General features: G+C 50.7%; 22 protein-coding genes and 1 pseudogene. 14 read left to right on the top strand and 9 right to left on the bottom strand.

Features of this window, described 5'->3' with window-relative positions:
• Nucleotides 1–49: 49 nt before the first annotated feature.
• Complete coding sequence (locus H6F91_RS14580; RefSeq protein WP_190770206.1) at nucleotides 50–586, top strand: phosphate-starvation-inducible PsiE family protein; 537 nt, start codon at nucleotides 50–52, stop codon at nucleotides 584–586.
• Nucleotides 587–662: 76 nt separating this feature from the next.
• Here H6F91_RS14580 and H6F91_RS14575 read toward each other — a convergent pair whose 3' ends face one another.
• Together H6F91_RS14575 and ribD are read right to left on the bottom strand one after the other, a co-directional pair.
• Nucleotides 663–1475 carry a DUF1838 domain-containing protein gene (locus H6F91_RS14575; RefSeq protein WP_190770207.1) on the bottom strand — a complete coding sequence of 271 codons (813 nt, stop codon included), beginning with the start codon at nucleotides 1473–1475 and terminating at the stop codon, nucleotides 663–665.
• Nucleotides 1476–1702: 227 nt separating this feature from the next.
• A complete protein-coding gene (ribD, locus tag H6F91_RS14570) occupies nucleotides 1703–2785 on the bottom strand; it encodes a bifunctional diaminohydroxyphosphoribosylaminopyrimidine deaminase/5-amino-6-(5-phosphoribosylamino)uracil reductase RibD (protein WP_190770208.1) in 1083 nt (360 codons plus the stop codon).
• Nucleotides 2786–3047: 262 nt separating this feature from the next.
• Here ribD and H6F91_RS14565 point away from each other — a divergent pair, with 262 nt between their 5' ends.
• The 10 genes from H6F91_RS14565 (at nucleotide 3048) to H6F91_RS14520 (ending at nucleotide 15948) form a co-directional block, all read left to right on the top strand.
• Nucleotides 3048–4142: a hypothetical protein gene (locus H6F91_RS14565; RefSeq protein WP_190770209.1), complete on the top strand. Its 1095-nt coding sequence runs from the start codon at nucleotides 3048–3050 to the stop codon at nucleotides 4140–4142.
• 631 nt (nucleotides 4143–4773) lie between these two features.
• Nucleotides 4774–4950, top strand: coding sequence for a hypothetical protein (locus H6F91_RS14560; protein WP_190770210.1), 177 nt, complete (start codon nucleotides 4774–4776; stop codon nucleotides 4948–4950).
• A gap of 265 nt (nucleotides 4951–5215) precedes the next feature.
• Complete coding sequence (locus H6F91_RS14555) at nucleotides 5216–5398, top strand: hypothetical protein (protein ID WP_190770211.1); 183 nt, start codon at nucleotides 5216–5218, stop codon at nucleotides 5396–5398.
• Between the two features lie 457 nt (nucleotides 5399–5855).
• Complete coding sequence (locus tag H6F91_RS14550) at nucleotides 5856–7376, top strand: amino acid permease (protein ID WP_190770212.1); 1521 nt, start codon at nucleotides 5856–5858, stop codon at nucleotides 7374–7376.
• Between the two features lie 75 nt (nucleotides 7377–7451).
• On the top strand, nucleotides 7452–8888 hold the full coding sequence (locus H6F91_RS14545) for an aldehyde dehydrogenase family protein (protein ID WP_190770213.1): 1437 nt from the start codon (nucleotides 7452–7454) through the stop codon (nucleotides 8886–8888).
• A gap of 71 nt (nucleotides 8889–8959) precedes the next feature.
• Nucleotides 8960–10351 (top strand): glutamine synthetase family protein, encoded by a 1392-nt coding sequence (locus tag H6F91_RS14540; RefSeq protein WP_190770214.1) that lies wholly within the window; start codon nucleotides 8960–8962, stop codon nucleotides 10349–10351.
• 554 nt (nucleotides 10352–10905) lie between these two features.
• On the top strand, nucleotides 10906–12768 hold the full coding sequence (locus H6F91_RS14535; protein ID WP_190770215.1) for an ATP-binding protein: 1863 nt from the start codon (nucleotides 10906–10908) through the stop codon (nucleotides 12766–12768).
• Between the two features lie 225 nt (nucleotides 12769–12993).
• Nucleotides 12994–13716 carry a gamma-glutamyl-gamma-aminobutyrate hydrolase family protein gene (locus H6F91_RS14530; protein WP_190770216.1) on the top strand — a complete coding sequence of 241 codons (723 nt, stop codon included), beginning with the start codon at nucleotides 12994–12996 and terminating at the stop codon, nucleotides 13714–13716.
• 462 nt (nucleotides 13717–14178) lie between these two features.
• Nucleotides 14179–14952 carry a glucose 1-dehydrogenase gene (locus tag H6F91_RS14525; RefSeq protein WP_190770217.1) on the top strand — a complete coding sequence of 258 codons (774 nt, stop codon included), beginning with the start codon at nucleotides 14179–14181 and terminating at the stop codon, nucleotides 14950–14952.
• A 126-nt stretch (nucleotides 14953–15078) separates the two neighbouring features.
• Nucleotides 15079–15948: a pirin family protein gene (locus H6F91_RS14520; protein WP_190770218.1), complete on the top strand. Its 870-nt coding sequence runs from the start codon at nucleotides 15079–15081 to the stop codon at nucleotides 15946–15948.
• Here the strand turns inward: H6F91_RS14520 and H6F91_RS14515 are convergent.
• Nucleotides 15923–16648: an alpha/beta hydrolase gene (locus H6F91_RS14515; RefSeq protein WP_190770219.1), complete on the bottom strand. Its 726-nt coding sequence runs from the start codon at nucleotides 16646–16648 to the stop codon at nucleotides 15923–15925. The genes H6F91_RS14520 and H6F91_RS14515 overlap by 26 nt on opposite strands.
• A gap of 73 nt (nucleotides 16649–16721) precedes the next feature.
• Between H6F91_RS14515 and H6F91_RS14510 the strand changes: the two genes are divergently transcribed.
• Entirely contained in the window at nucleotides 16722–16889 is a 168-nt protein-coding gene (locus H6F91_RS14510; RefSeq protein ID WP_190770220.1) for a hypothetical protein, read from the top strand.
• Nucleotides 16890–16929: 40 nt separating this feature from the next.
• On the opposite strand, the gene H6F91_RS14505 is transcribed toward H6F91_RS14510, so the two are convergent.
• From H6F91_RS14505 to H6F91_RS14490, 4 genes are all read right to left on the bottom strand, one after another.
• Complete coding sequence (locus tag H6F91_RS14505; protein ID WP_190770221.1) at nucleotides 16930–17220, bottom strand: hypothetical protein; 291 nt, start codon at nucleotides 17218–17220, stop codon at nucleotides 16930–16932.
• Nucleotides 17221–17404: 184 nt separating this feature from the next.
• A complete protein-coding gene (locus H6F91_RS14500) occupies nucleotides 17405–17932 on the bottom strand; it encodes a vitamin K epoxide reductase family protein (protein WP_190770222.1) in 528 nt (175 codons plus the stop codon).
• A 127-nt stretch (nucleotides 17933–18059) separates the two neighbouring features.
• Nucleotides 18060–18515 (bottom strand): DUF4383 domain-containing protein, encoded by a 456-nt coding sequence (locus H6F91_RS14495; RefSeq protein WP_190770223.1) that lies wholly within the window; start codon nucleotides 18513–18515, stop codon nucleotides 18060–18062.
• Between the two features lie 283 nt (nucleotides 18516–18798).
• Complete coding sequence (locus H6F91_RS14490; protein ID WP_190770224.1) at nucleotides 18799–18936, bottom strand: hypothetical protein; 138 nt, start codon at nucleotides 18934–18936, stop codon at nucleotides 18799–18801.
• Nucleotides 18937–19420: 484 nt separating this feature from the next.
• Here H6F91_RS14490 and ilvD point away from each other — a divergent pair, with 484 nt between their 5' ends.
• On the top strand, nucleotides 19421–21265 hold the full coding sequence (gene ilvD / locus H6F91_RS14485; protein WP_190769808.1) for a dihydroxy-acid dehydratase: 1845 nt from the start codon (nucleotides 19421–19423) through the stop codon (nucleotides 21263–21265).
• A 225-nt stretch (nucleotides 21266–21490) separates the two neighbouring features.
• A complete protein-coding gene (gene glnT / locus H6F91_RS14480; RefSeq protein ID WP_190769809.1) occupies nucleotides 21491–22846 on the top strand; it encodes a type III glutamate--ammonia ligase in 1356 nt (451 codons plus the stop codon).
• Nucleotides 22847–22953: 107 nt separating this feature from the next.
• Here glnT and H6F91_RS14475 read toward each other — a convergent pair whose 3' ends face one another.
• Complete coding sequence (locus tag H6F91_RS14475; RefSeq protein WP_190769810.1) at nucleotides 22954–23538, bottom strand: DUF3592 domain-containing protein; 585 nt, start codon at nucleotides 23536–23538, stop codon at nucleotides 22954–22956.
• A 112-nt stretch (nucleotides 23539–23650) separates the two neighbouring features.
• A pseudogene (locus tag H6F91_RS14470) lies at nucleotides 23651–23844 on the bottom strand (IS630 family transposase); the annotation flags it as partial.

Raw genomic sequence — 23844 nt, 5'->3', positions numbered from 1 at the left:
TTCCACCCATCTAAAAAACAACACTCTAAAAACATGTTTATGGGGGTCAATGCCAATGGATAAGCCAACGTCTTCCTTGCCCTGGTATCGATGGTTGAGTAGCGATCACATGATCCAAGCTCTGGAAACAGTTCAAGATTTTATTGTGATTGGTCTGTGCGTTGGGTTATTTAGTTTCATGGTAATGCAATTGCGGGAAATGGTGTTATCCCTGCTGCCACCGTTAGATATTCCCCTCGTCACATCCGATATCCTCTTCCTGTTAATTCTGGTTGAATTATTTCGTCTACTCATCATCTACTTAAAGGAACATCGGGTATCCATTGGTGTAGCAGTAGAAGTCTCCATTGTTTCCGTTTTACGAGAAATCATCGTTCGCGGAGTATTGGAGATACCCTGGATTCAAGTGATGGCGACCTGTGTTTTTCTATTGGCATTAGGCGCGTTGTTAATCATTCGCGTCTGGTTGCCGCCGACATTCGAGGGTATTGATCCTGAAAATTTCGTTTCCGAGCGTTATCGCTCGCGTAGAGCGGCAGATGAGCAGATGGCTGCACCCGTAGTTGAAACAACGTTGAGAAATTAAGGACTCAAGCCTATGTTTAAGGGTGGGGTGCTTCGCATCCCACCCTCAAACATAAATTAATTTCCGCCGCTTAGGACTACTCCTCCGGTTGTGGTAACGGAAATCTTTCTCTAGCTAAGTAGGCATCAAAATACTTTTGAAAATGTAGCCACGATGTACTATCTTCTCCCTCCAAATACGATTGAGGAGCCTGCTTGTAGAGCGGTACACGAGTATTAATTTCATCCCTTAGGATTTGTGGCAATTTGTCTAAGCCATTTACTTTGCCACCATAGGCACTGTAGATGAGTTGACCGGGGCGATCGCCCATTTTCATCCAGGGAACCCAGGGGCCAATTCGATCCCAATAAAGCTGTAGTTTAGAAACTGTGAGAATTTCAGGATTTAAGAGTTCGTCAGTTGGAACCGTTATTTTAAATAATTCAACGGCCTGATATGTTGGATTTGGGCTATAGTCTGCAAATTTTGGATCCGTCGCAAGAGGGTTGGGATAAGTAGAAAATATATCAAAAACAAAGGTTGTACTATCCTCATAGACTTGAGCAGGAAACTTGCCTTTGAAATAACCTTGTACAGGATTGTTAGCCACATGCATAACAGTCAGCAATTCTCCTGTCCAGGGGTTCTCCCACTGCTGCAAAACTTCCCCTGTTTCTGGATGCAGGTAGTACGTCAATTCTCTAGAGGTAAAATCCCAAGCCCCTTCTTCTGCGGGGATACAGCGACTGACACTCACACCCACCATCTTAAAAAGACGAATTTTCTTCTCACCTGGGATCAAAGCATGAATAGCACCCGTCCAGGCTAAAAAGTTTGACTGGTTTGGATCGAGGGATGAGCGCGTCTTAACCCAATGCTGGGCATCAAAATCTCGGTTTTCAATAACCATACACAAACTCCTCGATAGTTACTGGCTAAACAAAGTCGGGTAGAACTTTGAATAGCAAAAAGGTGAATGAAAATTACCTTCCCAAAGTTCTAACTGGATGCCAGTCAGCTTACTTTGATTTCTACCCAGAGAATTTATATATAAGTGAATACTTGTAACAAATGCTGCTGCCCTTGAAGTATGAGAGTATTCCACGAATGGGGATGAGCCTGTCGCTGTAATGATGGTTAAGCTATATACCCTTGCACCAACAAATCAGGACCGATCGCCTCCCATGTCACCCGCTCTAGTTGCAATGCATCCGTCATTTGAGTCAAACCGAGATCACCAATCGGGGATGGAGCCGTAACACCACCAATCAGTTTAGGAGCAATGAACGCCAGGATTTTCTGCACAGTGCCGTCAGCGATCGCCCGTGCGGCCAACGTTCCCCCACATTCCCAGAGAACGGAGAGACAACCGCGATCGTTGAGGTGGGCCATCGCCGCCGCAGGAGTCAGCTCTGACACCTCAATCACCTCCACTCCCCGCTGCCGCAGCACATCCTGAAAGGATGGATTGGCACCCGTTTCTGTAAAAACTAGCGTGGGAACTTCTACTGTGTCCCACAGTTTCGCATCGTCCGGCAAATCCAACTGACGACTCATCACAACGCGCAGAGGATTGTGACCAACCCCGTGACTGGTCAGCAGCGGGTTATCTCGCCGTACTGTGTTGCCACCCACAATGACCGCATCGCATCCAGCCCGCAGGTCGTGTACCCGCGCACGGGAATCGGGGGTCGTGACCCAGGCGCTATGGCCTGTGGTAGCAGCAATTTTGCCATCCAACGTCATCGCATATTTCAAAATCCCCAGAGGTCGCTGGTGCTGGATGCGATACACAAAGGCCTCGTTGAGTTCCTGGCAGGCAGCCTCTTCAACACCTACAACCACTTCAATGCCAGCGTCTCGCAATCGTGCGATGCCACCTCCAGCGACTTTAGGGTTGGGGTCTACCATGCCTACTACGACTCGGGCAACTCCAGCTTTTACCAGGGCTTCTGAGCAAGGAGGGGTGCGACCGTAATGGTTACAGGGTTCCAGGTTGACGTAGACCGTAGCGTTTTGAGCGCGATCGCCCGCCTCCCGCAACGCAAACACCTCCGCATGAGGCTCTCCAGCTTTGGGATGGTAACCTTCGCCCACAATCTCGCCATTCTGCACGACAACGGCACCTACCATCGGATTGGGCGCGGTTTTACCACGGGCAGCGCGGGCTAGTTCCAGGCAGCGACGCATCATGGCCTGGTCAAAATCAGTGTTTGACATTCTCTAATAGGTCTTCAATTGGCGCTTCATGGAATGATAGAACACCCAGGAGTTATACCCATTCAATATAAAGATGCTCCTAATGATCTACACCTTCTCGGCAACAAATATTTTGGTGAATAGAAATTTTCAGGAATGGCTTGTGATGCGGAGCGATCGCCCCCCTTCCTTAACCACCTCCAAGCCTCATGCAGAAGATGAATCATTGTTTACATTCAACTCAGTACAACGATCAAAATCATAGGCTTGGAACAAGAATTCCTTGTCTGCAAATCGGTACACCCAGTACAACCTGATGACCTCACACACACCTCAGTTCCACTCCTCCACCCCACGCCTCATCGCTGCGATCGCTCTCACCTTCCTCCTCTGGCTCACGTTCATCCCGATCGCTCACGCCAACTCCCCCGCTCCCCCTATCCTCAACTGGTTTGAATTTGAGGGGTTGCCTGGAATGGAGGCTGTACAGGTCATCGGCTGCGAGACTGAAGAATGCCAGAAACCAGCGTTAGTCGCTCAGTATGGCTCCTGCACTCTGTCGGGCTGCTTGGCTGAAGAACCCATCCTGCCCGATGATCTGAGGTGCCATGAAACAGTCTGTTTAGCGTCAATTGGGTTTTCACCAACGACAAAGGAGTTACCGCCTCAATTTCGGGTGCTGGTGCAGTCAGGCGATCGCCTCTACTCCAGCCAAGTCATCGCTGAGCGGGCCTTTGGTGCAGGGGGCGATCGCTACTGGCAAGGGCGTATTGAGGAAGCAACGCTCGTTCTACAAAAGTCTCCCTCTTCCCCTCGCAGGGGGCAAGAGATTGTATTTACAAAGGGGTTGCTAATTACCCTGGCAACGGAGGCCCTGGTGTTAGCGCTGGCTCTATGGCGACTGAAGTTTGACCGCGTGATGTGGGCACGTACCTTCGTCAGCTTTGGGTTAATGCATAGCGTTTCTTATCCGGTGGTGTGGGGGTTAACCTCGGCCCTGCTGCCATTTCAGTATCGGCCCACACAGGTGGGGGGATGGGTTTGTATAGCGATCGCCCTCCTCTACGCTTTATGCATCTACCCCTTACGTCGCGCTAAATCCTGGCAACTCATTCTCCTGAGCGTCGTGTTATTGCCAGTAGCCTTTTTCCTGGGCCTGTTGGTGACGTTTGCTTTCAGTTACGGGAACTTTGATATTTCGCTGGCTGGTTTGCCTTATGCGATCGCGCTGGTCATTTCAGAAGTTCTCGTCACGGTTTACGAAGCCGGATTTTTAGCGATGTTAAGCCGAGAAAAACTCTCACTTCGCACGGCCGGGGTGATCAGTTTGCTGATGAATGCCGCCAGCCTCGCCATGGGCATCTGGTTCTTTCGATAACATCTGAAAACTGGATATCTGCTTACTAATTGTGAGGTACGAGAGGATGTGAGATGCCCTGTATCCTCTCGTATCTTGCCGTATCGGAAAAGATGATCAGTAACATTGGAATTTACCTGACCTTTCCAGAACTTGTTTCCGTCACTCAACTCATTTCTACAGATTGAGTGTTAAATCATGGTGTGATCGCTCCACCTGCACACCATTGTTCCACTGCTCAGAACTCTCGGATTAATGGCAAGTATTCATGATCAATCCGGTAGTTCTAACCCGTTACATGAGCCTTTTCAGAACTACGCTCATTGAAGTCCAGACCTTTTCTGTAACGACAGCCTTGAAAAATCCCACTACTGTAGTACTCAAGGTTCAAGAGAGCAGATTTCAACGATGAATTGACAGTTTTTGAGAACCCAAGAAAGACTTGAAACGTGGATGTTTTGAATACAAACGCTGCACGGAGAGTTGATGTTCCGCAAAGATATATTCACATATTTGCTCGCTTCGATTCTTAAGTTCCAGCTAACCGCTTAAACAGCGGTGGTGGAGTTTGAGCCTTTGATACAGACTGAAGCATGATTCTCAATCGCTTCATCTGAATCACTTATCTTGTCACCTTTTGGAGGTTACTACTATGTTTGGTTTTGCTGCCAGTTCTAAAGAATCCTTTTACACTGAACCGCAGGTTTATTATCGGAGCGATCGCCAGGGCCGTACCTGGTGGGATATTCGCAACCCAGTAACGGGTCACATTACCCGAGTTGCGACAGAAGAAGAAGCCCGTATTCGCATTGAAAAAAGTGCATTCTAAGGCTCCATCATTGTTGCCGTATCGCAACCCAGCACTTAAAGATTAAGTTTCAAACTATGGGTGAAGCGCCATCTCACAGTAGTTTGGATACATTGCCCAGGTTATTTTGAAAGTCTCAATACAATTGTCATGAGCTATGCCATAAAGTTCCTGAATTTTACTGCGTGCTTAAGTTCGGCTTAACTCCGTAAAGTTTGGTGGTTTGGCAAATGCGTTGGTAGCAAACTATGAACGTACTCGGTTTTTACTGCTTTTAGAGGTTGTGATGGTGATCAATCAAGTGGTTAACCCCTATCATGACAAAGCCTACGAACCCAGGGTGTATAAACGACGCGACCAGTATGGCAACGTTTGGTGGGATATTCATAACCCTTTAACGGGTAAGACGACCTGTGTGTCGTCCGAAGAGGAAGCTCACCTTTGCCTTGTAAAGGGTACTTATCGCTAAGGATGTCGACTCTCTGACCATGCAAAACTGTGCAACCCCAAACGTGAGTTGCACAGTTTTTTTAACTAGGAGGCTACGGCCTAAGTTCGTTGCCTATTTTTTGTGGTGGGGTGCGAAGCACCCCACCACAAAAAATAGGTTGTACACTTCTGCCCCAGCCTACTAGTACTTAACGGCGGAGATCAACCTATGTTTGAAGTTGGAAGGCACAAAGCACCTTGCAACTTCAAACATAGGCAAACTGAAGCCCCTTTAAAACTGGTTTTAAGTTTTTTTGTGTACCAAAAACAACCCTTAAAACGAACCCTGGGATGATTGAAATAGAATTCCACAGCTTTTACAAAGAAAAGCTTAAGGTGTTCTACATGGGCAAAAGGGTGAGAGGACTCCGTGATATTTTATTGCCCATCATTCTTCTCGGCATTCCACAGACATTTATTTCTTCTGAGACCCTATTATGAACGATCCCGATCAAAAAGGCGGTTTTGTTCGCTATGAAGATGTTGGCGATGATTATCTAGAAAAAAGAAAATTACGTCGCAGTGCTGGGTGGATTTTGCTATGGGCTTTAGGTGTCGGAGCCGTTATCTCCGGTGATTTCTCGGGCTGGAACTTTGGACTTGGGGCAGGTGGTTTTGGTGGATTGGCGATCGGCACCCTTCTCATGGCAGTGATGTATGTCTGCATGGTGTTCAGTATTGCAGAGTTAACCGCTGCATTACCTCATGCCGGTGGGTTCTACTCTTTTACACGAAATGCCTTCGGACCGTTGGGTGGGTTTGTTTGTGGCGTCACCGACACCATTGAATATGTGATCACTCCAGCCGTGGTCGTATTCTTCATCGGAGCCTATATGCAAACCCTGATTCCTGGGGTGCCTGTGCCCGTGTGGTGGGTGCTGTACTACGCACTGTTTGCCTTTATTAATATCCGTGGGGTTGAGTTGACCCTGAAAGTTGGCATGGTGGTCACGGCGATCGCCGCCGCCATCCTGATTATCTTTGGGATTTCTGTTATCTTCTCCGGCAAGTTTGATGGTAGTTTGCTGTTCAATATTCCACCTGAGGGTAACAATCCTGCCTGGCTACCTTTTGGGGGTATTGGGGTTTTCAAAGCTCTACCTTATGCCATGTGGTTTTATCTAGCAATTGAACAGTTGCCCCTGGCTGCAGAGGAAGCCCACAACACAGTGCGTGACATTCCGAAAGCCTTAATCTGGGGCATTGCCACCCTGTTGGGTCTATCGCTGCTGGTGTTGGTGCTCAATCCGGGGCTTCCTGTCGAGGTGACGGCTGCGGATGGGACAACGTTGACTGGGGCTGCTGCGATTGGGGTGAGCGGTGCCCCTATTGCCGACGGCTTTCGGGTGATTTTTGGGGATGGGCTGATCTTTCGATTGCTGACCATTGCGGCATTGACAGGTTTGGTTGCTAGTTTCCATACCATTCTCTATGCGGCGGGGCGAGTCATGTTTTCCCTATCACGGGCGGGCTACTATCCCCGCTGGATGTCAATTGTCAGCAAGTGGCATACTCCGGCGATCGCCGTTATCGTTAGCAGTTTCATTGGTTTAGCCTGTGCCTTTATGATTCAGTTTGGAGGAGCCACGGTTGGCCCGGCCCTGCTGAATATGGCAGTGTTTGGAGCGGTAATTTCCTACACGATGGTGATGCTCGCTTACATCCGGCTCAAAATTACTCGCCCCCAATTGAACCGTCCTTACCTCAGCCCTTTGGGGATTCCTGGTGCGGCTGTTGGTGCTGTGCTATCCCTCGTTGCCCTGCTGGCCTGTTTCTCAGATGCCGCCTACCGTCCTGGGGTTTGGGGTGTCGCCATTTTCCTGGCAACAATGATTGCCTACTTCGTGTTTTACAGCCGCAAGAAGCTGGTCGCTCGGGCCCCCGAAGAAGAAGATGCCTTAGTTGGTCACGCCATGCGAGAAATTGAGCAGACCCATAGTCCCCATATGCATCAGTAGAACGTTCATTCTTCGTGTGCTATGCACACGAAGAATGAACGGTTTCTTCCATCACAACCTCAAAGGTAGTTGTTCGTGACAGATGAATTGCTTTTAATTGGAGGCGATCGCACCGCCGCTCTCTCAGGTCAACAAACGACGCTGATCGACCCCGCAACAGGGGAAGCCTGGAAAACCGTAGCTAGGGGAGGAGCCGAGGATATTGATCGGGCCGTACAGGTCGCAGAGCAGGCCCGGAGCGAGTGGCGACGGGTGAATAGTCGCGATCGCACCCAAATCCTCTTGAACCTGGCGCGTTTAATTCGTAATGAGCGGGAGAGCCTCGCCCAGTTAGAGAGCCGCAATGTAGGCAAACCTATTCGCGAAGCACGAGAAGAGGTAGATCTCACAGCGGATTGCTTTGAGTTTTATGCCGGAGCGATTAACAAAATTGGGGGCACCATTAACCCCGTTGCTGCGGCAGGCACCAGCCTCACCTTTCGGGAACCCATCGGCGTGTGTGGGCTGATTGCACCCTGGAATTTTCCCCTCGCCATTACTGCCTGGAAAGTTGCCCCGGCCCTGGCCATGGGTAATACCCTGGTGCTAAAGCCTGCCAGCCTGACCCCTCTTACCGCGCTACGGTTGGGCGAATTGGCCTTAGAAGCAGGCGTTCCTTCAGGCGTCTTCAACATCGTCCCCGGTTCGGGTACTGAAGCTGGAGAAGCCCTGATCCGCCATCCGCTTGTGCGCAAAATCTCCTTCACAGGCTCTACGGAGGTTGGAAAACAGGCCATGCGGCTGGCTGCGGAGGATATTAAGCGCGTCACCCTGGAACTGGGAGGCAAATCCGCTAATCTCGTCTTTGCTGATGCGGATTTGGATAAAGCCGTCCCCAAAGCCGTATGGAGCGTGTTGGGAAATGCCGGACAGGACTGTTGCGCACGATCGCGCCTCCTGGTCGAACGCCCCATCTACACCGAGTTTATCGAGCGTCTGGAAGCCGCCTTCAAGGACTTAAAGCTGGGCTTGCCCTTAGAGAATGACACCGAAATAGGATCTCTGGTGTCGATGGGGCAGCGCGATCGCGTCCAGTTCTACATTGACTCCGGCAAGTCTGAAGGGGCAAAACTCATTGTCGGTGGCGCGCCTCCTATACAGGAAGCGCTGAAGGATGGAGCCTACCTGCAACCCACCTTGTTTGCCGATGTCACCCCCGAGATGAAAGTTTTTCGTGAGGAAATCTTTGGCCCGGTGCTATGTGCCATGCCCTTCGACACAGAAGCGGAAGCAGTGGCGATCGCTAATCAGAGTCTCTACGGGCTCTCTGGCTCCCTTTGGACGCGCGACATCAGCCGTGCCCTCCGTGTTGCCAAAGCCATCGAAACGGGTGTCATCTCCATCAACACCGGCCACAGCGTTCATTTAGAAGCTCCGTTCGGCGGCTACAAACAAAGCGGGTTGGGCCGAGAATTGGGCCTCGCCGTTTTGGAGCATTACAGCGAACTGAAAAGTGTCTTTATTGCAGATTAGTCTGGCAAAAATTTGGTGTAAATTCTCACGACCAATTTTCACATCCTGTTGTTTTTCATCTTTGGCTTCCCATGAACAAACTCCCACCCCGCGGAATGCTCACCGTCGAAGAACTGATACAACTGGTTGAAGATGAACACATTGAAACCATTCTGACGGTTTTTCCCGATCTCTACGGTCGGCTCATGGGCAAGCGCATTACCGGCCATTACTTTGTGAATGACGTGTTGAAACACAGCGTTCATGCCTGTGACTATCTGCTGGCCTGCGATATGGAGATGGACCCCGTACCCGGATATGCCTTTACCAGTTGGGCTACAGGTTATGGTGACTTTCGCCTGGTGCCTGACCTCAGCACTTTGCGCCGAGCCTCCTGGCTGGAAGACACCGCCATTGTGTTGTGCGATGTGATTAACGAAGAGGAAGATGTACCTGTTGCGGTGGCTCCTCGCAATATCTTGAAGCATCAGTTAGCGATCGCCCACTCCCTCGGCTACACCCTGATGGGCGCATCTGAACTGGAACTCTACGTCTTTAACGACACCTTTGAAGAAGCACGGGCCAAGAACTACCACGACCTGGAACCGATTGGCCATTACATTGAGGACTACCACATCTTTCAGGGCACCAAAGAAGAGTTTGTGATTGGGGAAATTCGCAAACACCTCGATCGTTCTGGCATCCCCGTGGAGTTTTCCAAAGGGGAATGGGGGCCGGGGCAACAGGAGATTAACCTGCGCTATGCAGACTTTTTGGAGATGTGCGATCGTCATGTTCTCTACAAACATGCTGCGAAGGAAATTGCCTGGCTCAACGAAGTTGCCATTACCTTCATGGCCAAGTGGGACGAGCGCTATGCCGGGTCCAGTATGCACCTGCACGTCAGCCTGTGGGATAAGGCCGGAGAGATGCCGTTGTTTCCGGGGGATGAACCCTACGGCAAAGTACATGGGTCACCGCTATTCCGCTGGTTCCTGGGAGGATGGATGGCCCACATTCGCGAAATCTTTGCCTTCTACGCCCCCTATCCCACGTCCTACAAACGCTATGTGGCAGGTTCCTTCGCACCTACAGGTATCGCTTGCTCCTACGACAACCGCACCGCCGGTTTTCGTGTGCTCGGTCATGGTCCAGCACTACGCATTGAGTGTCGAGCGCCGGGAGCCGATGCCAACCCCTATTTAGCTTATGCCGTGACCCTGGCAGCGGGGCTAGACGGCATCAAAAATCAGATTGAACCACCCCCGATGTTTGAAGGGGATGTGTACGAAGCGCAGGGATTACAACAGGTACCGAAGACGCTCAATGAAGCTATTCATGAATTAAGTAAAAGCGAGTGGGTACGCGTAGCCTTAGGAAATGAGGTCGTGGAACATTACTTACATTTCTTCCGCACAGAACAACGTAAATTTGATGAGATTGTCACGAGTTGGGAGCGTGCCCGCTACTTTGAACGGGCTTAGTCCGTAGACGGCTATCACTAAATATCAGGCCCAAAATGCTGAAATGTCTACCAAACGAGCATTACAGTATCTTGGGCCCGATGAGTTAAGCGACTGATAGGCTTAATGAGCCATTAACCTAATTTCGGGTTAAGGGCATTTTCCAGTGACATAGGTTACACAGCACTCAAAAACGCCCATTTTGACATGCACAAAGCGCATGTCAAAATGGGCACTTCAGCTTAGTCCAGACTGAAGTTAATTAACCTGAGTTCGGATTAAGGGCGTTTTCGAGTGCCGCGCGTTGCGCGGCACTCGAAAACGCTCATTTTGGCGTGCGCAAAGCGCACGCCAAAATGAGCACTGCCGCTTATCCCGAACTGAGGTTAATCACAGTAAATCTCCTTCAAAAAATTCTTCAAGATGTTTATTAAGGGTCAAGCCAGAATTGAGCCTCAGGTAAGAGATAATTGGATGCGCACCTTTTTTTACTGAGAGCGTCTTTTAATCTAGAAGTATTAACCAATACGGGACAATATAAAACGTATTCGGTAACCTGCGGCACGCCTTTAAACATGAGTCCTCAGCTCAAAAATCCGTTTCTTCTAGAGTCATCGCAACTCACAGGGCAGATTGGGAGTGCGTTCATTCTCCATCTCTTTACACAGTTGCGAGAGATGGAAACATTAGCCCGTAGTATCGCCCTAACCGTTGCCCATTTACCACCTCACGATGAACTCATTCAGCAGGTTGTGCCAGAAGTGCTGAACTATCAGGGCGATCGCCTCATTGCAGGCGGTGGCATCTGGTTCGAACCCTATCAATTTCATCCCGATAAAGAACGCTGCAGCTTTTTTTGGGCTCGAAATTCTGCCGGAACCTTAGTTTTTTTGGATGGTTACAATCAAGCTGAAGCGGGTTATCACCGTGAAAGCTGGTATGTAGTAGGACCGTATGCTAAACCCGGCCAGAGCCTTTGGAGTAAATCCTATATGGACCCCTACTCTCGTGAGTTGATGATCACCTGCACCACCCCCATCTTTAAAGATGCAAACTTTGCTGGGGTTGTCACTGTTGATCTCACATTAGAAAGCCTGCAAACCAGGGTTAATTGGTGGCAACAAAAATCTGGCGGCTATATTTTCATATTGGACCGAAATAATCAATTTATTACGTTTCCAGATCGTGAGCAGGTGACACGAACCTACACCACCCGTCATGGGAAAAAACTGGAAAAATTTATTTCAATTCACGAATTTGTCGAAACTTTTCCACTGTTCTCGCCCTTCCTCACCATGGTCAACGAGATGGATGGGGTAGTCCTGGGAGAAGCTTCCGCTCGCTCATCTTCCTATGCTGACATTGCACAAATTTTGAGCCAAGGCTCTGATATGGAGTATGAGGAAGGGCAGATGTTTGCTGCCATCCTGGCAGATCCATTAAACAGTAGCGATCGCACCGACTACCTTTTTCAAAAATACGAACTGGATCGAGATGGGCTATTGCAGGAACCCGCGATCGCCTTTCTCTTCCATGTTCCGGAAGTGTACTGGAAGGTATTCATCGTCATTTCACGCTCTGAAGTAAATGCCACGACCCACAACCTGATTCAGGCCGATAAGATGGCGACCCTGGGACAGATGCTGGTTGGTGTGACCCACGAATTGAATAATCCCCTCAACTTTCTGGTTGGCAACCTGTCCCATGCCCAGCATTACATGCTGGACTTACTGAACATTCTCAATCTTTACCAACTCGCCTATCCAGAGCCACCCCCAGACATTGAGAAAACCGCAGAACAGATCGACTTAGAATTTCTCAAAGAAGATCTACCTAAACTACTTAGCTCTATGCAAATCGGTGCGGATCGCACCTCTGAAATTATCAAAGCACTAAAGCGTTTTTCTCGCTTTGATGATGAGGAATATAAAAGTACAGATTTACATGAAGGAATTGATAATACTCTACTTCTGTTAAGCAATCGATTAAAATCTCAATCCAAGAAACCCGGTATTCAGGTTCAGCGTAAATATGGAAACTTACCTCTCGTGGAATGTTTTCCAGGTCAGTTGAATCAGGTCTTCATGAATGTGTTGGTGAATGCGATTGATGCTCTACAAGGAACAACACCCGCTAAAAATCAACTCACTCCTGAATATACTCCTACTATTTCTGTCCACACCGATGTTGTTAGATCGGGTTGGGTGATGATTAGTATTCAGGACAACGGGCCTGGCATTCCTCCAGAAGTTCAAGAACAAATTTTCACCCCCTTCTTTACCACTAAAGCTCTTGGCAAAGGCACCGGGTTAGGGTTAGCTATTTGTCGCCAAATTATCACTGAGCGTCACGGGGGCACGTTGCGCTTCACCTCGACCCCAGGCGAAGGCACGGAATTTGTCATTGAATTGCCTGTCCAGGCACACAATGACGAATAACGCGTAATTAACTCAGTTTAAGTTATAGGCGTTTTGAAGTGCCGTACAACGCATGGCGCTCGAAAACAGCCATTCTTGTTTCCCTGGAAAAACTCCAGGTTTCAAGCCAACATGCTTGCCATTTTTCTCAAGTCCTTAATTTTGTGTGTCCAACGCGTATGCCAAATTAGGAGCTTGAAAAAAATGGTGAAGGTATTGTCAAGCAAAACGGAGTTTAATTGAGATATGCGATCGCCCATCATTGGCATAACCACCTATAGTCGCAGCGAGGCTGGCGAATTTACCCTTCCTGCTGCCTACATAGACGCTGTGCAATTAGCAGGTGGCCTTCCCCTGCTACTCCCTCCCCTGCAAGCCGACCCGACCCCGTTTTTAGAAGTCATTGATGGCTTAATTTTTGCCGGGGGCGGTGATATTGCACCCGAACGCTACGACGGTGACCACCATCACACCATTTATCTGGTCGATGAAGAACGGGATAATTTTGAGCTGGCCCTGGCTCAACAGGTACTTCAACGGGATATTCCCGTTTTGGGAATTTGTCGCGGCATGCAACTCCTCAGCGTGGCAACAGGAGCCGCTCTCGTTCCCCACGTCCCCGATGTATATGGGGATCAAGTGGCCCACCGTCTTGATAACCCTCGTCGCCCTATCACCCATCCGGCTCAGATAGAGGCTGAAACACGCTTAGCCAAAATCCTTCAGGTCACGAATCTGGTTGTAATGTCCTGGCATCACCAGGCCGTTCGCACGCTACCGGATTGCTGGCAAGCTGCCGCCCGCGCTGATGATGGTGTCGTCGAAGCAGTGGAGCATCGGCATCATCCCTGGCTTGTAGCCGTGCAATGGCATCCAGAATTATCTCCCCAAGACCCCGTACATCAACGCCTATTTCAGGGGTTAGTGGAAGCGGCGCGGGAGCGGAAGCAGTCAAGCGCCGCCCTTTAGTCACATTTCGCAGGGTAGAACTCAAAACGGCTCTGCCCTGGGAGAAGCTCCTATCCTGCACCTTTCTAAAACTCAGAAGGGCAGTTTTTCTGTCGCGAAGCGATAGAAAAACTGCCCTTCTGAGTTTTGATGCACAATTTAAGGCTCAATAGTTCTTGAACGGTGGAATGGCAGCAATTCTCATTTTGGAATCAGGCCCGAAAACCGCGCGCCAAGGGCGCGTGGTTTTCGGGCATCAAAGCCAAGAGTTCGTGCCCTACGGGCGCGAACTCTTGGCTTTGATGCCCATACTGAGAACTGCTGGTGGAATGGGCACACCTATTTCGCCATTCAAGAACTATTTGCTATGTAGCAAAGTGCGATCGCATCCCCTGAAAGACGTTGATGTATGGTGCGACACATCAACATGATAAATCTACAGGCACAGTGCTATAGCAGTATTTTGTGATTCCAGGAGTATGTATGCGTTTAGCGAATAAAGTTGCTCTGATTACAGGGGCAGGGAGTGGTATTGGCCGGGAATCAGCGTTGCTATTTGCTAAGGAAGGGGCGCAAGTGGTCGTCAGCGATGTTAATGAAACAGGGGGTCATGAAACCGTTGCCTTAATCGAGGAGGCCGGTGGGCAAGCAACTTTTGTCCGTGCTGATGTCTCGAAAGCTGCCGATACAAAAGCGATGATTGAAGCTGCGGAATCAGCCTATGACAGATTGAATGTGCTGTTCAATAACGCCGGAATTTTTCACCCTGACGATGGCTCTGTGTTGGACACAGAAGAAGCCATTTGGGATTTGACCATGAATATCAACTTAAAAGGTGTCTTTTTAGGCTGCAAATATGGCATTCCGGCCCTGCTCCGAGCAGGTGGAGGCTCGATCATTAATACTGCTTCCTTTGTAGCCATTTTGGGAGCAGCGACCTCGCAAACTGCCTACACCGCCAGCAAAGGCGGCGTTCTCTCGATGACTCGCGAAATTGCCGTAGAGTTCGCCCGCCAGAACATCCGTGTGAATGCACTATGCCCCGGCCCTGTGGAAACACCCTTGCTCGAAGAACTCCTAGCTGACCCCGCTCGTCGTCAGCGCCGCTTAGTCCACATTCCCCCCGGCCGCTTCGCAAAAGCTCCTGAAATTGCCAACGCGGCTCTCTTCCTCGCCAGTGATGAGTCATCCTTTGTGAATGGTTCCACCTTCCTGGTAGATGGTGGCATCACGGCAGCCTACGTCACCGCCGAGTAGCCAAGCATAAAACTCAAATGCTGTGCTGCCTGCTTCGCAGGCAGCACAGCATTTGAGTTTTATGCTTAAAGTACGGCCACCTGTCTTATGTGAAATAATCAGCTCAGTGTTGTTGGGCAAACTCCTATGGTAACCTCCATTGCGCAGATTCTCGAACCGCATGTGCAGGATTTGGGTGGGTTTCAGGTACGACGCTCGTTACCCCATGGAACCCGATCGATGGTGGGGCCATTCATTTTTTTTGATCACATGGGGCCTGCGGTTTTTCCGCCGGGGCAGGGCATGGATGTGCGACCACATCCCCACATTAATTTAGCGACGGTAACTTATCTGTTTGAAGGGGCGATATTGCATCGCGACAGTGTGGGATCGGTACAGGAAATCCAGCCGGGAGCCGTGAACTGGATGACAGCGGGCCGAGGGATTACCCACTCGGAGCGAACACCGGAGCGCGATCGCCAACAATCCTCCCACCTCCACGGTATTCAGACCTGGATTGCCCTACCCGAGGCCAACGAAGAGGTAGAGCCCTCATTCCAGCATTACCCGGCTAGCGAAATTCCGACCTGCCAATTGGATGGCGTGACCATCACGGTCGTTGCAGGCCAATTCTTCGGGCATGTTTCTCCCGTCAAAGCCTTTTCACCTATTCTCTATTTGGATGCGGTGTTTTCTAAGAAGGGACAGTTTACCGTGCCAGCGGATTATAGCGAACGCGCTGTTTATACAGTGACCTCAGGGTTGAGTATTGATGGAGAACCCCTGGCCCAGTATCAAATGGCAATTCTGCAACCCGGTAGCGAAGTGACGATCGCCTCTTCTGACCCTGCCCGCTGTGTGGTAGTGGGCGGACCTGTAGGCGATCGCATCAAATGGTGGAACTTCGTCTCAAGCCGTCCCGAACGTGTTGAGCAGGCCAAACAGGATTGGAAGGCCGGGCGCTTTCCTCCCGTGCCTGCCGAATCAGAATTTATTCCGTTACCAGCAGAGGTGTAGGTTTTTCGGGTTGCTGGTGCTGGGCGAGAATTTTAGCTAGCGAAGTTGAAAGTTCTTCTGCCTGGTTCCAGACCATCAGATGGCCGCCCTGATTAATTCGCAGATCAGGTTTGGCCCAGCGAAGAGGGAAGATGCGATCGCCCATACCATGCACATGGTAGAGGCGTTCGGGAACAACACTGTTGTTCCACATCACAACCCGCTCCATGGCCCACCGCAGAAAATCGATATCGGTATCCATCAAAACCGCCTTCAACAACTGGCGGTCTTCAGGTTTGCTCACCCCAAAGAACCAGTAAAGTACCCAGTAAAGAGCCCACAGGACTTGCTTGAACGGAAACCAGCGATAGATGGGAAACCAGCGAAATAGCTTGAAATACGTAGGGATTTCTAAACTCGTTTTAGCGCTGGAAATGACAATCACCGATTCCACGTCAATTTGCTTGGCAATCTCAATGGCAATAATGCCACCAAAGGAGAGGCCCACAATAGTAGGACAGGGAGTGGTGATTTGCCCAGCCAGGCGCTTAGCGTAGTCTTCAATGGACTCCTGCCGTTGAGGCTTTTCCCAGTGAATGTGAACGGGCTCATAGCCTTCCCATTTCAACCGCTCAAACAAACGCTCATCAGCTCCCAGACCACTGATGAGATAAATCCTTTTAAGAGCCTGCTGAGCCTGCTCTGGTTGTGTGGCTGTCATGCGATCGCTACATTAACTTTGAGGTGTGCCTATTTCTAGTTTAAACGGCTATTTACTAAGGAGATTTCCAACAATGAAATTACCCCCAGGATGTTGGTGCTTGGCCCGCTTCGCGGGCCAAGCACCAACATCCTGGGTAAATTCTTATGCAGGAACCTCCCAAGTACAGGGCCGGACGGAGTGGATTGAACGCTGGTTAAGAAGAAAAGCGATCGCATTCCTTCCAGATGCGATCGCTTAGCTGAGACAACCTTAGAACTTACCTGAATAGTCCATTAACTTTATTGATTCGTGTCAGATGGGTCGTCGCTAGAAGCTCCATCTGCGAACGGAATTTGAGGATTAGGCAGTGGGGAACCTTCCGGGCTGTAGGTGCTGGCAACCCGATCCTCGTCGGGGTTGGGAGCACCTCCACCCATAGCATTAGGCCCTTCACCTTCGGCAGCATTGCGTGCTTCTTCCAGACCCATTTTGGGATTCATCCGGAGCGCGGCTAAGCGAGCTCCGGGATTATCAGCAGTTTCTTCTAAAAGCGCTTCGGCATCTGATTTGGGATCATCGATATCGGACATCACTGAATCTCCTTGATACTGGTTGGTATGGATTGTTGATGTGCTAGACGCACAAACACGATTCGGACATGGGTGTTGGTTGGTATTGCTGATTGGTATGCCAGGCATACCAATCAGCAAATCGGAAGTTAACGTGGGTTAGCGCTGATCCTTCGTATGCCAGATAAGGAACTACCAGCAGGAATTAACTTTCTTCAGCAGGCGATTCAGGAGCCTTATTCATCAACGTCTGAATTGCCAGTTTCACTTCAGGCCAGGCGATGATGAGCGAGGCAAATGAAGCGAGAGATGCGACCTGACAGTATTCGCAGAAAGCTTTATTTTCAGCCCACTCTTCCCGGGCAAGTTCTGCGGCTACAACGGAGTCGAATAGGAGTTTGACTCCCATAGCGATCGGCAACAGTGGGTTACGACGAGCCCGATCTTTGCCCCCGGCTCCGGCTAACCAGGCGGTGATGGCATAGTTGGTTACCATCATCAGACCATCCGGCGTGTCGAGGCGGCTATAGGCATAGTTCGACGCATCTACGCGATCGGCATCAAACAACTCGCCTGGAGGATCGGGCAGATGCTTGATAACACCCGTTTGATAGAGAGAAACCAGTTGCCCCATCGCACCGCCCAACATAGACAGGCTGATGATTTGGCGACGGCTCCGCATCAGCGGGCCAGTTTCTTCCCGTAGCTCATGGCTTAGTTGTTTGGGATCCATTGAAGGGCTCCGTGTAGGTGTACAACATGTTGGAATCGGCGGGTTTAGCGCCTAGTTGCAGCAATCCGGTGGCGAGGAGGGGCGATCGCCACCGGATGTTAGGGGGGCACAGCGAGCGCAATCGCTGTTATTGACCGTGCGTCCCCGTCCCTGCGGCGATGCGGTCTTCGACCTTAGCAGCGGGGTTGTTGGGCACTGCAAAGCCGACGATTCCAGCTAACAGAGCTGTTACCGCATGGAGCCAAATGTCATGGCTGTAGATAGGAATCAAACCAAAGGTGGTATTTAATACCGGAATCAAGCCCATAATAGCCAGCAAGCCATAGAAAACGGCCAAGCCCTTGCTGAAGGTTTGTGCGCTTTCATAGCGGGGATAGGAGGCCAAGCCCCAAACCCCAACACCTAGATGCACCAGGTTGTGCAATACGTTAATGGGGAACAGCCCGAACAAATAGCCAAAGCCTGCTCCAACGGCTAATTCGGGGGCCGCATAGGGCATTCCCACCAATCCAGGGATAAATCCAAGAACGCCTACTAATAAATAGGCAAGACCACTCATAAGAGCGAAATAACGTGCAGCCATGGGAATACTCCTCGGCGATATGAAAAGGTATGCAATGAACCCGTTCGTAGCCTGCCTAGCAATGAAGCCAGGTTGCGTCGGCACCTGGATGCAGCGGGCCAAACGTCATCAAAATCTTTGAATAAAGCTTAATGGTTGCTGTACGATCGCCAACTCATAAGTTGCAACCGCCAACATAAGCCTTGTACTCGTTACCTTACGAAACCAAGTTTGGCTTGACGTCTCCTAAAAGGTAGGCTCCGGTTATCTGTCTTATCTTTCCAAGGATGAGGAATTAGGTTCTCTAAAATCCAGCCTGAAGTTCATACTGAGGTGCACCAAAATTCAGCCAAATGGAACAGGTATTGGGAGGGGCGATCGCTACCCTTTCAAAGGACTGAGGCTCACTGAATGAGGGATGAGCCCGCTTGAGCAATGCCATCCAGGAGCTGGCTGAAGTATTTTTATTCTCAGTACAGCCAAAAAATAAAACTACGTCTAAAACCCAGATTTTTTCGTTGTAGAGATTTCGCCCTTACAACGAAAATTTTGGGTTTAGAGGTTTTGTCAGGCACTGAGATTTTTATTACTGCACTATAAAAATTTAGCAACTCTCATTTTGCTTGATGTCCTAAGCAAAAGCTTCTTTTGTGAAGTAGGTATCTTGCCCGCTTCACAAAAGAAGCCTGCATAAGATGAGAATTGCAGCCAGAAATCAGCAATTCTCATTTTGAAATCAGGCCCGAAAACTGCGCGCCAAAGGCGCGCAGTTTTCGGGCCTCAAAGCCAGGAGTTCACGCCCATAGGGCGTGAACTCCTGGCTTTGAGGCCCATACTGAGAATTGCTGGCCTGAAATTTAACGATTAGCAAACGTAAGCCACCGAGTAATAGACTAATAAGATCTCCTAGACAAGTAGAATGCGTCATGCCGACCTATCGCTCTAAAACCTCCACCCACGGACGCAACATGGCCGGTGCCCGCGCGCTGTGGCGTGCCACCGGTATGCAGACCGAAGATTTCGAGAAGCCTATTATTGCCGTTGCCAACTCCTTCACCCAATTTGTTCCCGGCCACGTCCACCTGAAGGATCTGGGCCAGTTGGTGTGCCGCGAGATCGAGGCCGCCGGTGGTGTTGCCAAAGAATTCAACACCATCGCCGTGGATGATGGCATTGCCATGGGCCATGACGGCATGCTCTACAGTCTGCCCTCCCGTGAGATTATTGCCGATGCCGTCGAGTACATGGCCAACGCCCACTGTGCCGATGCCCTGGTCTGCATCTCCAACTGCGACAAAATCACGCCTGGGATGTTGATGGCGGCTCTACGTCTCAACATTCCCGCTGTCTTCGTCTCCGGTGGCCCCATGGAAGCGGGCAAGACGAAGCTCTCCGAGCACAAGCTGGATCTGGTGGACGCCATGGTGGTCGCCGCCAACGATAAGGTCAGCGACGAGATTGTGGAAGAGTACGAACGTTCCGCTTGCCCCACCTGCGGCTCCTGCTCGGGTATGTTTACGGCCAACTCTATGAACTGCCTTACAGAGGCGATCGGCCTTTCCCTGCCTGGCAATGGCACCGTGCTGGCTACCCATTTCGACCGGAAGGATCTCTTCCTTAATGCGGCCCGTACCGTGGTTAGCATTACTCGCCGCTACTACGAGCAGGACGATGAATCGGTACTGCCCCGCTCGATCGCCAGCTTCAAAGCTTTCGAGAACGCCATGATGCTGGATATCGCCATGGGCGGCTCCACCAACACCATTCTGCACCTGCTGGCTGCAGCCCAGGAAGCCGAGGTCGATTTCACCATGACCGACATCGATCGCCTCTCCCGTCAGGTGCCCCAACTCTGCAAGGTAGCCCCCAATACGCCCCTCTATCACATTGAAGATGTTCACCGGGCAGGCGGTATCCCCAGCATTCTGGGCGAACTGGATCGGGCTGGACTGCTTCACACCGACGTGCCGACGGTTCACAGCAAGACGATGAAAGAGGCGCTCGATCAGTGGGACATCGTCCGTACCCAGGATGAAGCCGTTCACACCTTCTTCAAAGCTGGCCCCGCAGGTATCCCGACCCAGCAAGCCTTCAGCCAATCGACCCGCTGGCCCTCCCTCGACCTGGATCGCGAAAACGGCTGTATCCGCAATGTAGAACACGCCTACAGCCTACAGGGTGGATTGGCCGTACTCTACGGCAATTTGGCCGAGCGCGGTTGCATTGTGAAGACCGCTGGTGTCGATGAAAGCATTCTCGTGTTTGAGGGCAAAGCGCGCATCTACGAAAGCCAGGATGCTGCCGTCAATGGCATTCTCCGCGACGAAGTGGCTCCTGGAGATGTCGTGATTATTCGCTACGAAGGTCCGCGCGGTGGCCCTGGCATGCAGGAAATGCTTTATCCTACTAGCTACCTAAAATCCAAGGAGTTGGGTAAGGTTTGTGCGTTGCTAACCGATGGTCGCTTCTCCGGTGGTACTTCGGGCCTCTCGATTGGTCACGTTTCTCCCGAAGCGGCAGCAGGTGGCAACATTGCATTGATTGAAGATGGCGATCGCATCCTCATCGACATCCCCAACCGCAGCATCAATGTTGACATCTCCGATGAGGAGCTAGCCAACCGCCGAGCAGCTATGGAAGCGAAGGGCAAAGATGCCTGGAAACCGGCCCAACCGCGCAAGCGTAAGGTGACAGCAGCGCTTAAAGCCTATGCCCTATTAGCGACCAGCGCCGACCAGGGAGCTGTACGTAACCTGGCGATGCTCGAATAAGCTCGCGCAAGTCCTCCTGTATGAAAGACACCCGGTATTTTTAGAAGCACTGGATGTCTTTCACTAGATTAAAACTGGACTTTTTTGAGGAAAGATAGCTAAGCTGTCCCTCCTCGAAAAAGTCCAGTTTTTTTAGCAATCGAAGGGGCCTTCCCTTCAGTAAAGTAGTAAGGTTGACGGTCAACGGGCATCCCCTTCCCCATGTATTCCAACTTTTTCCCTCCCATGGACGACTTTTCCTCCCCGGAACTGGTGTCCCTCAAAAATGCCCTCAAGCAGCGGGGCGTCAAGTACGTCCTCGCCAGCTTTGTGGATATCCATGGGTTGCTCAAGGGCAAAGTGGTGCCGATTAACCACTTCGAGCAGATGATGCGGGGTTCGGAGTTGTTCGTGGGTGCAGCCGTAGACGGTTTGCCCCAGGAGGTACATGACGAAGAACTGGCAGCCGTACCCGACCCCAACAGTTCTACTGTGTTGCCGTGGAACAAGGAGATTGCCTGGTTTGCCAGCGATCTGCTGTTTCGTGGTGAACCTTTTGAGGGATGCAGCCGGGGTGTTTTAAAGCGAGTGCTGGGCCAAGCTAGTAGCATGGGCTTTCGCTTGAATCTGGGGATTGAAGCTGAATTTTATATGCTGCGGCAAGACCTGGAAGGCAACTGGGAGCCGGTCAGCGATCGCGACACTCTCCCCCGCCCCTACTATGACCTCTCCACCCTTCTCGACAATTACGCATGGCTCAACGAACTCGTGGAAGCTATCAACGACCTCAACTGGGACGTGTACTCCTTCGACCATGAGGATGGCAACGGCCAATTTGAGATCGACTTCAACTATACAGATGGGTTGAAGATGAGCGATCGCTTCACCTTCTTCCGTTTGATGGCGCGAGAATATGCCCAGAAACATGGCTATCTAGCCAGCTTCATGCCGAAACCTTTTGCCGACCGTGCCGGAAGTGGTGCCCACTTCAACGTATCCCTGGCAAGCCCCAGCGGGGAAAACCTGTTTTTCAGCAACGACGATCCTCGGGGGCTGGGGTTATCTCAACAGGGCTACCAGTTTGTAGCCGGAATTCTCAAACATGCCCCTGCCCTCGCCGCAGTGATGGCTCCCACGGTCAACAGTTATAAACGTCTGGTTGCCAAGGGAACACCTTCTCGCTCCACCTGGGCACCCATCCATGCTAGCTATGGCAACAATCGCACTAGCCTGGTGCGGATTCCCCTGGGTGGTAGTCGCATTGAGTGTCGCCTTGCCGATAGTGCCTGTAACCCCTACCTTTCGGCGGCTATGCTTCTTGCTGCTGGGCTGGAGGGCATTCGCGAAGGGCTCGACCCCGGTGAGCCTCATACTGAGAATATGTATGCCTACGCGCCAATGGAGTTACAGCAGAAAGGAGTGCGATCGCTCCCCCGCACGTTGGGAGAGGCGATCGAAGCCTTTGTCACCGATCCTCTCAGTTATGAAGTGATGGGGCCAGCTCTGTATGACGCTTACATCACTACCAAAAGCCAGGAATGGGAAGCCTATTGCAATCGCGTTTCTGAATGGGAACTGGAGCGATATTTGAAACGGTTCTAACAAGCAGGATGGGCAATACTTAATGCTGCCCACTGAATGAAGCTATGCAAGGGGATGTGAAACTATGGTTTCACATCCCCTTGCATAGCTTCATTTACCAACACCTTTTATTTGGGAACTAAACCCGAATTTATGTAACACCACCGGGGTGAACCGGGGCGGGGTGCTGTGGAATCAGGCGACAAACCACAGGTTTCTAGAGCACTGGATAGGACAACGGTGCCAATCAGCAGGGACATACCCAGGAACACGCCTCCAAATCCTACTAAAGCCCAGAGGAGGGTGCGATCGCTCTCCCGCTTCAACACGGCTTCCTGGGGCTTGCGGGGATTGTAGTAGACCTTGACAGGCATGGTGGGGCGGAAGGGGCGAATAGCTTGTTGGGCGGTGGGACGATCACTTATCCGGCACGCATTACCAAACGATAAGCGTTGCGATTGATAGGGTTGTCCCTGAACGAAGTATTCATAACAAACAACAGTTTGATAATGCTTCTGGCGTTTGATGATGACTTCTTTAACGTCAGCACTGAGAACCCGACCCATCGTTTCAGGCCAATGCTGCGCCTGCTGTGATTTTCGCAAGATATAGGCTGCCATAATCCACAAGCCCAAACCAAAGCTGCCTGCCAGCAAGGTAGGCCCCAGCATCACGAATACGAATCGAATGAACACCATTTCAAGATTTGGCATTGCCTACAGCATCTTCCACTCTAGAGTGTGCTTTAAAGCTCCTTGAAAAAGTTGATTTTTCGTGCGCTTCGCACACGAAAAATCAACTTTTCAAACAGGCTCTAGTGGTGTGTCAAGGTTGAAATGAGGGGTAAAGCCGTTTGAGTTCAATCCGCGCATCATCGGTCGTAAATTGCCAATCGATGGTTCGCAATTGGGTATTTCTACGCTCCTCCCAAGCCAGGATTTCTCGTTGTAAAGCTTCTTCATCGGCAATGCGGCGATCTAAACATTGCCGAGCTAGAACACTGAGTTCGGTTTCGGCCA

Origin of the sequence: Leptolyngbya sp. FACHB-8 (assembly GCF_014695575.1) — a bacterium.
Lineage (GTDB): Bacteria > Cyanobacteriota > Cyanobacteriia > Elainellales > Elainellaceae > Vacuolonema.
Note: the sequence above shows the minus strand (reverse complement) of the source record. Positions and strands in the feature narration are given on the sequence as shown.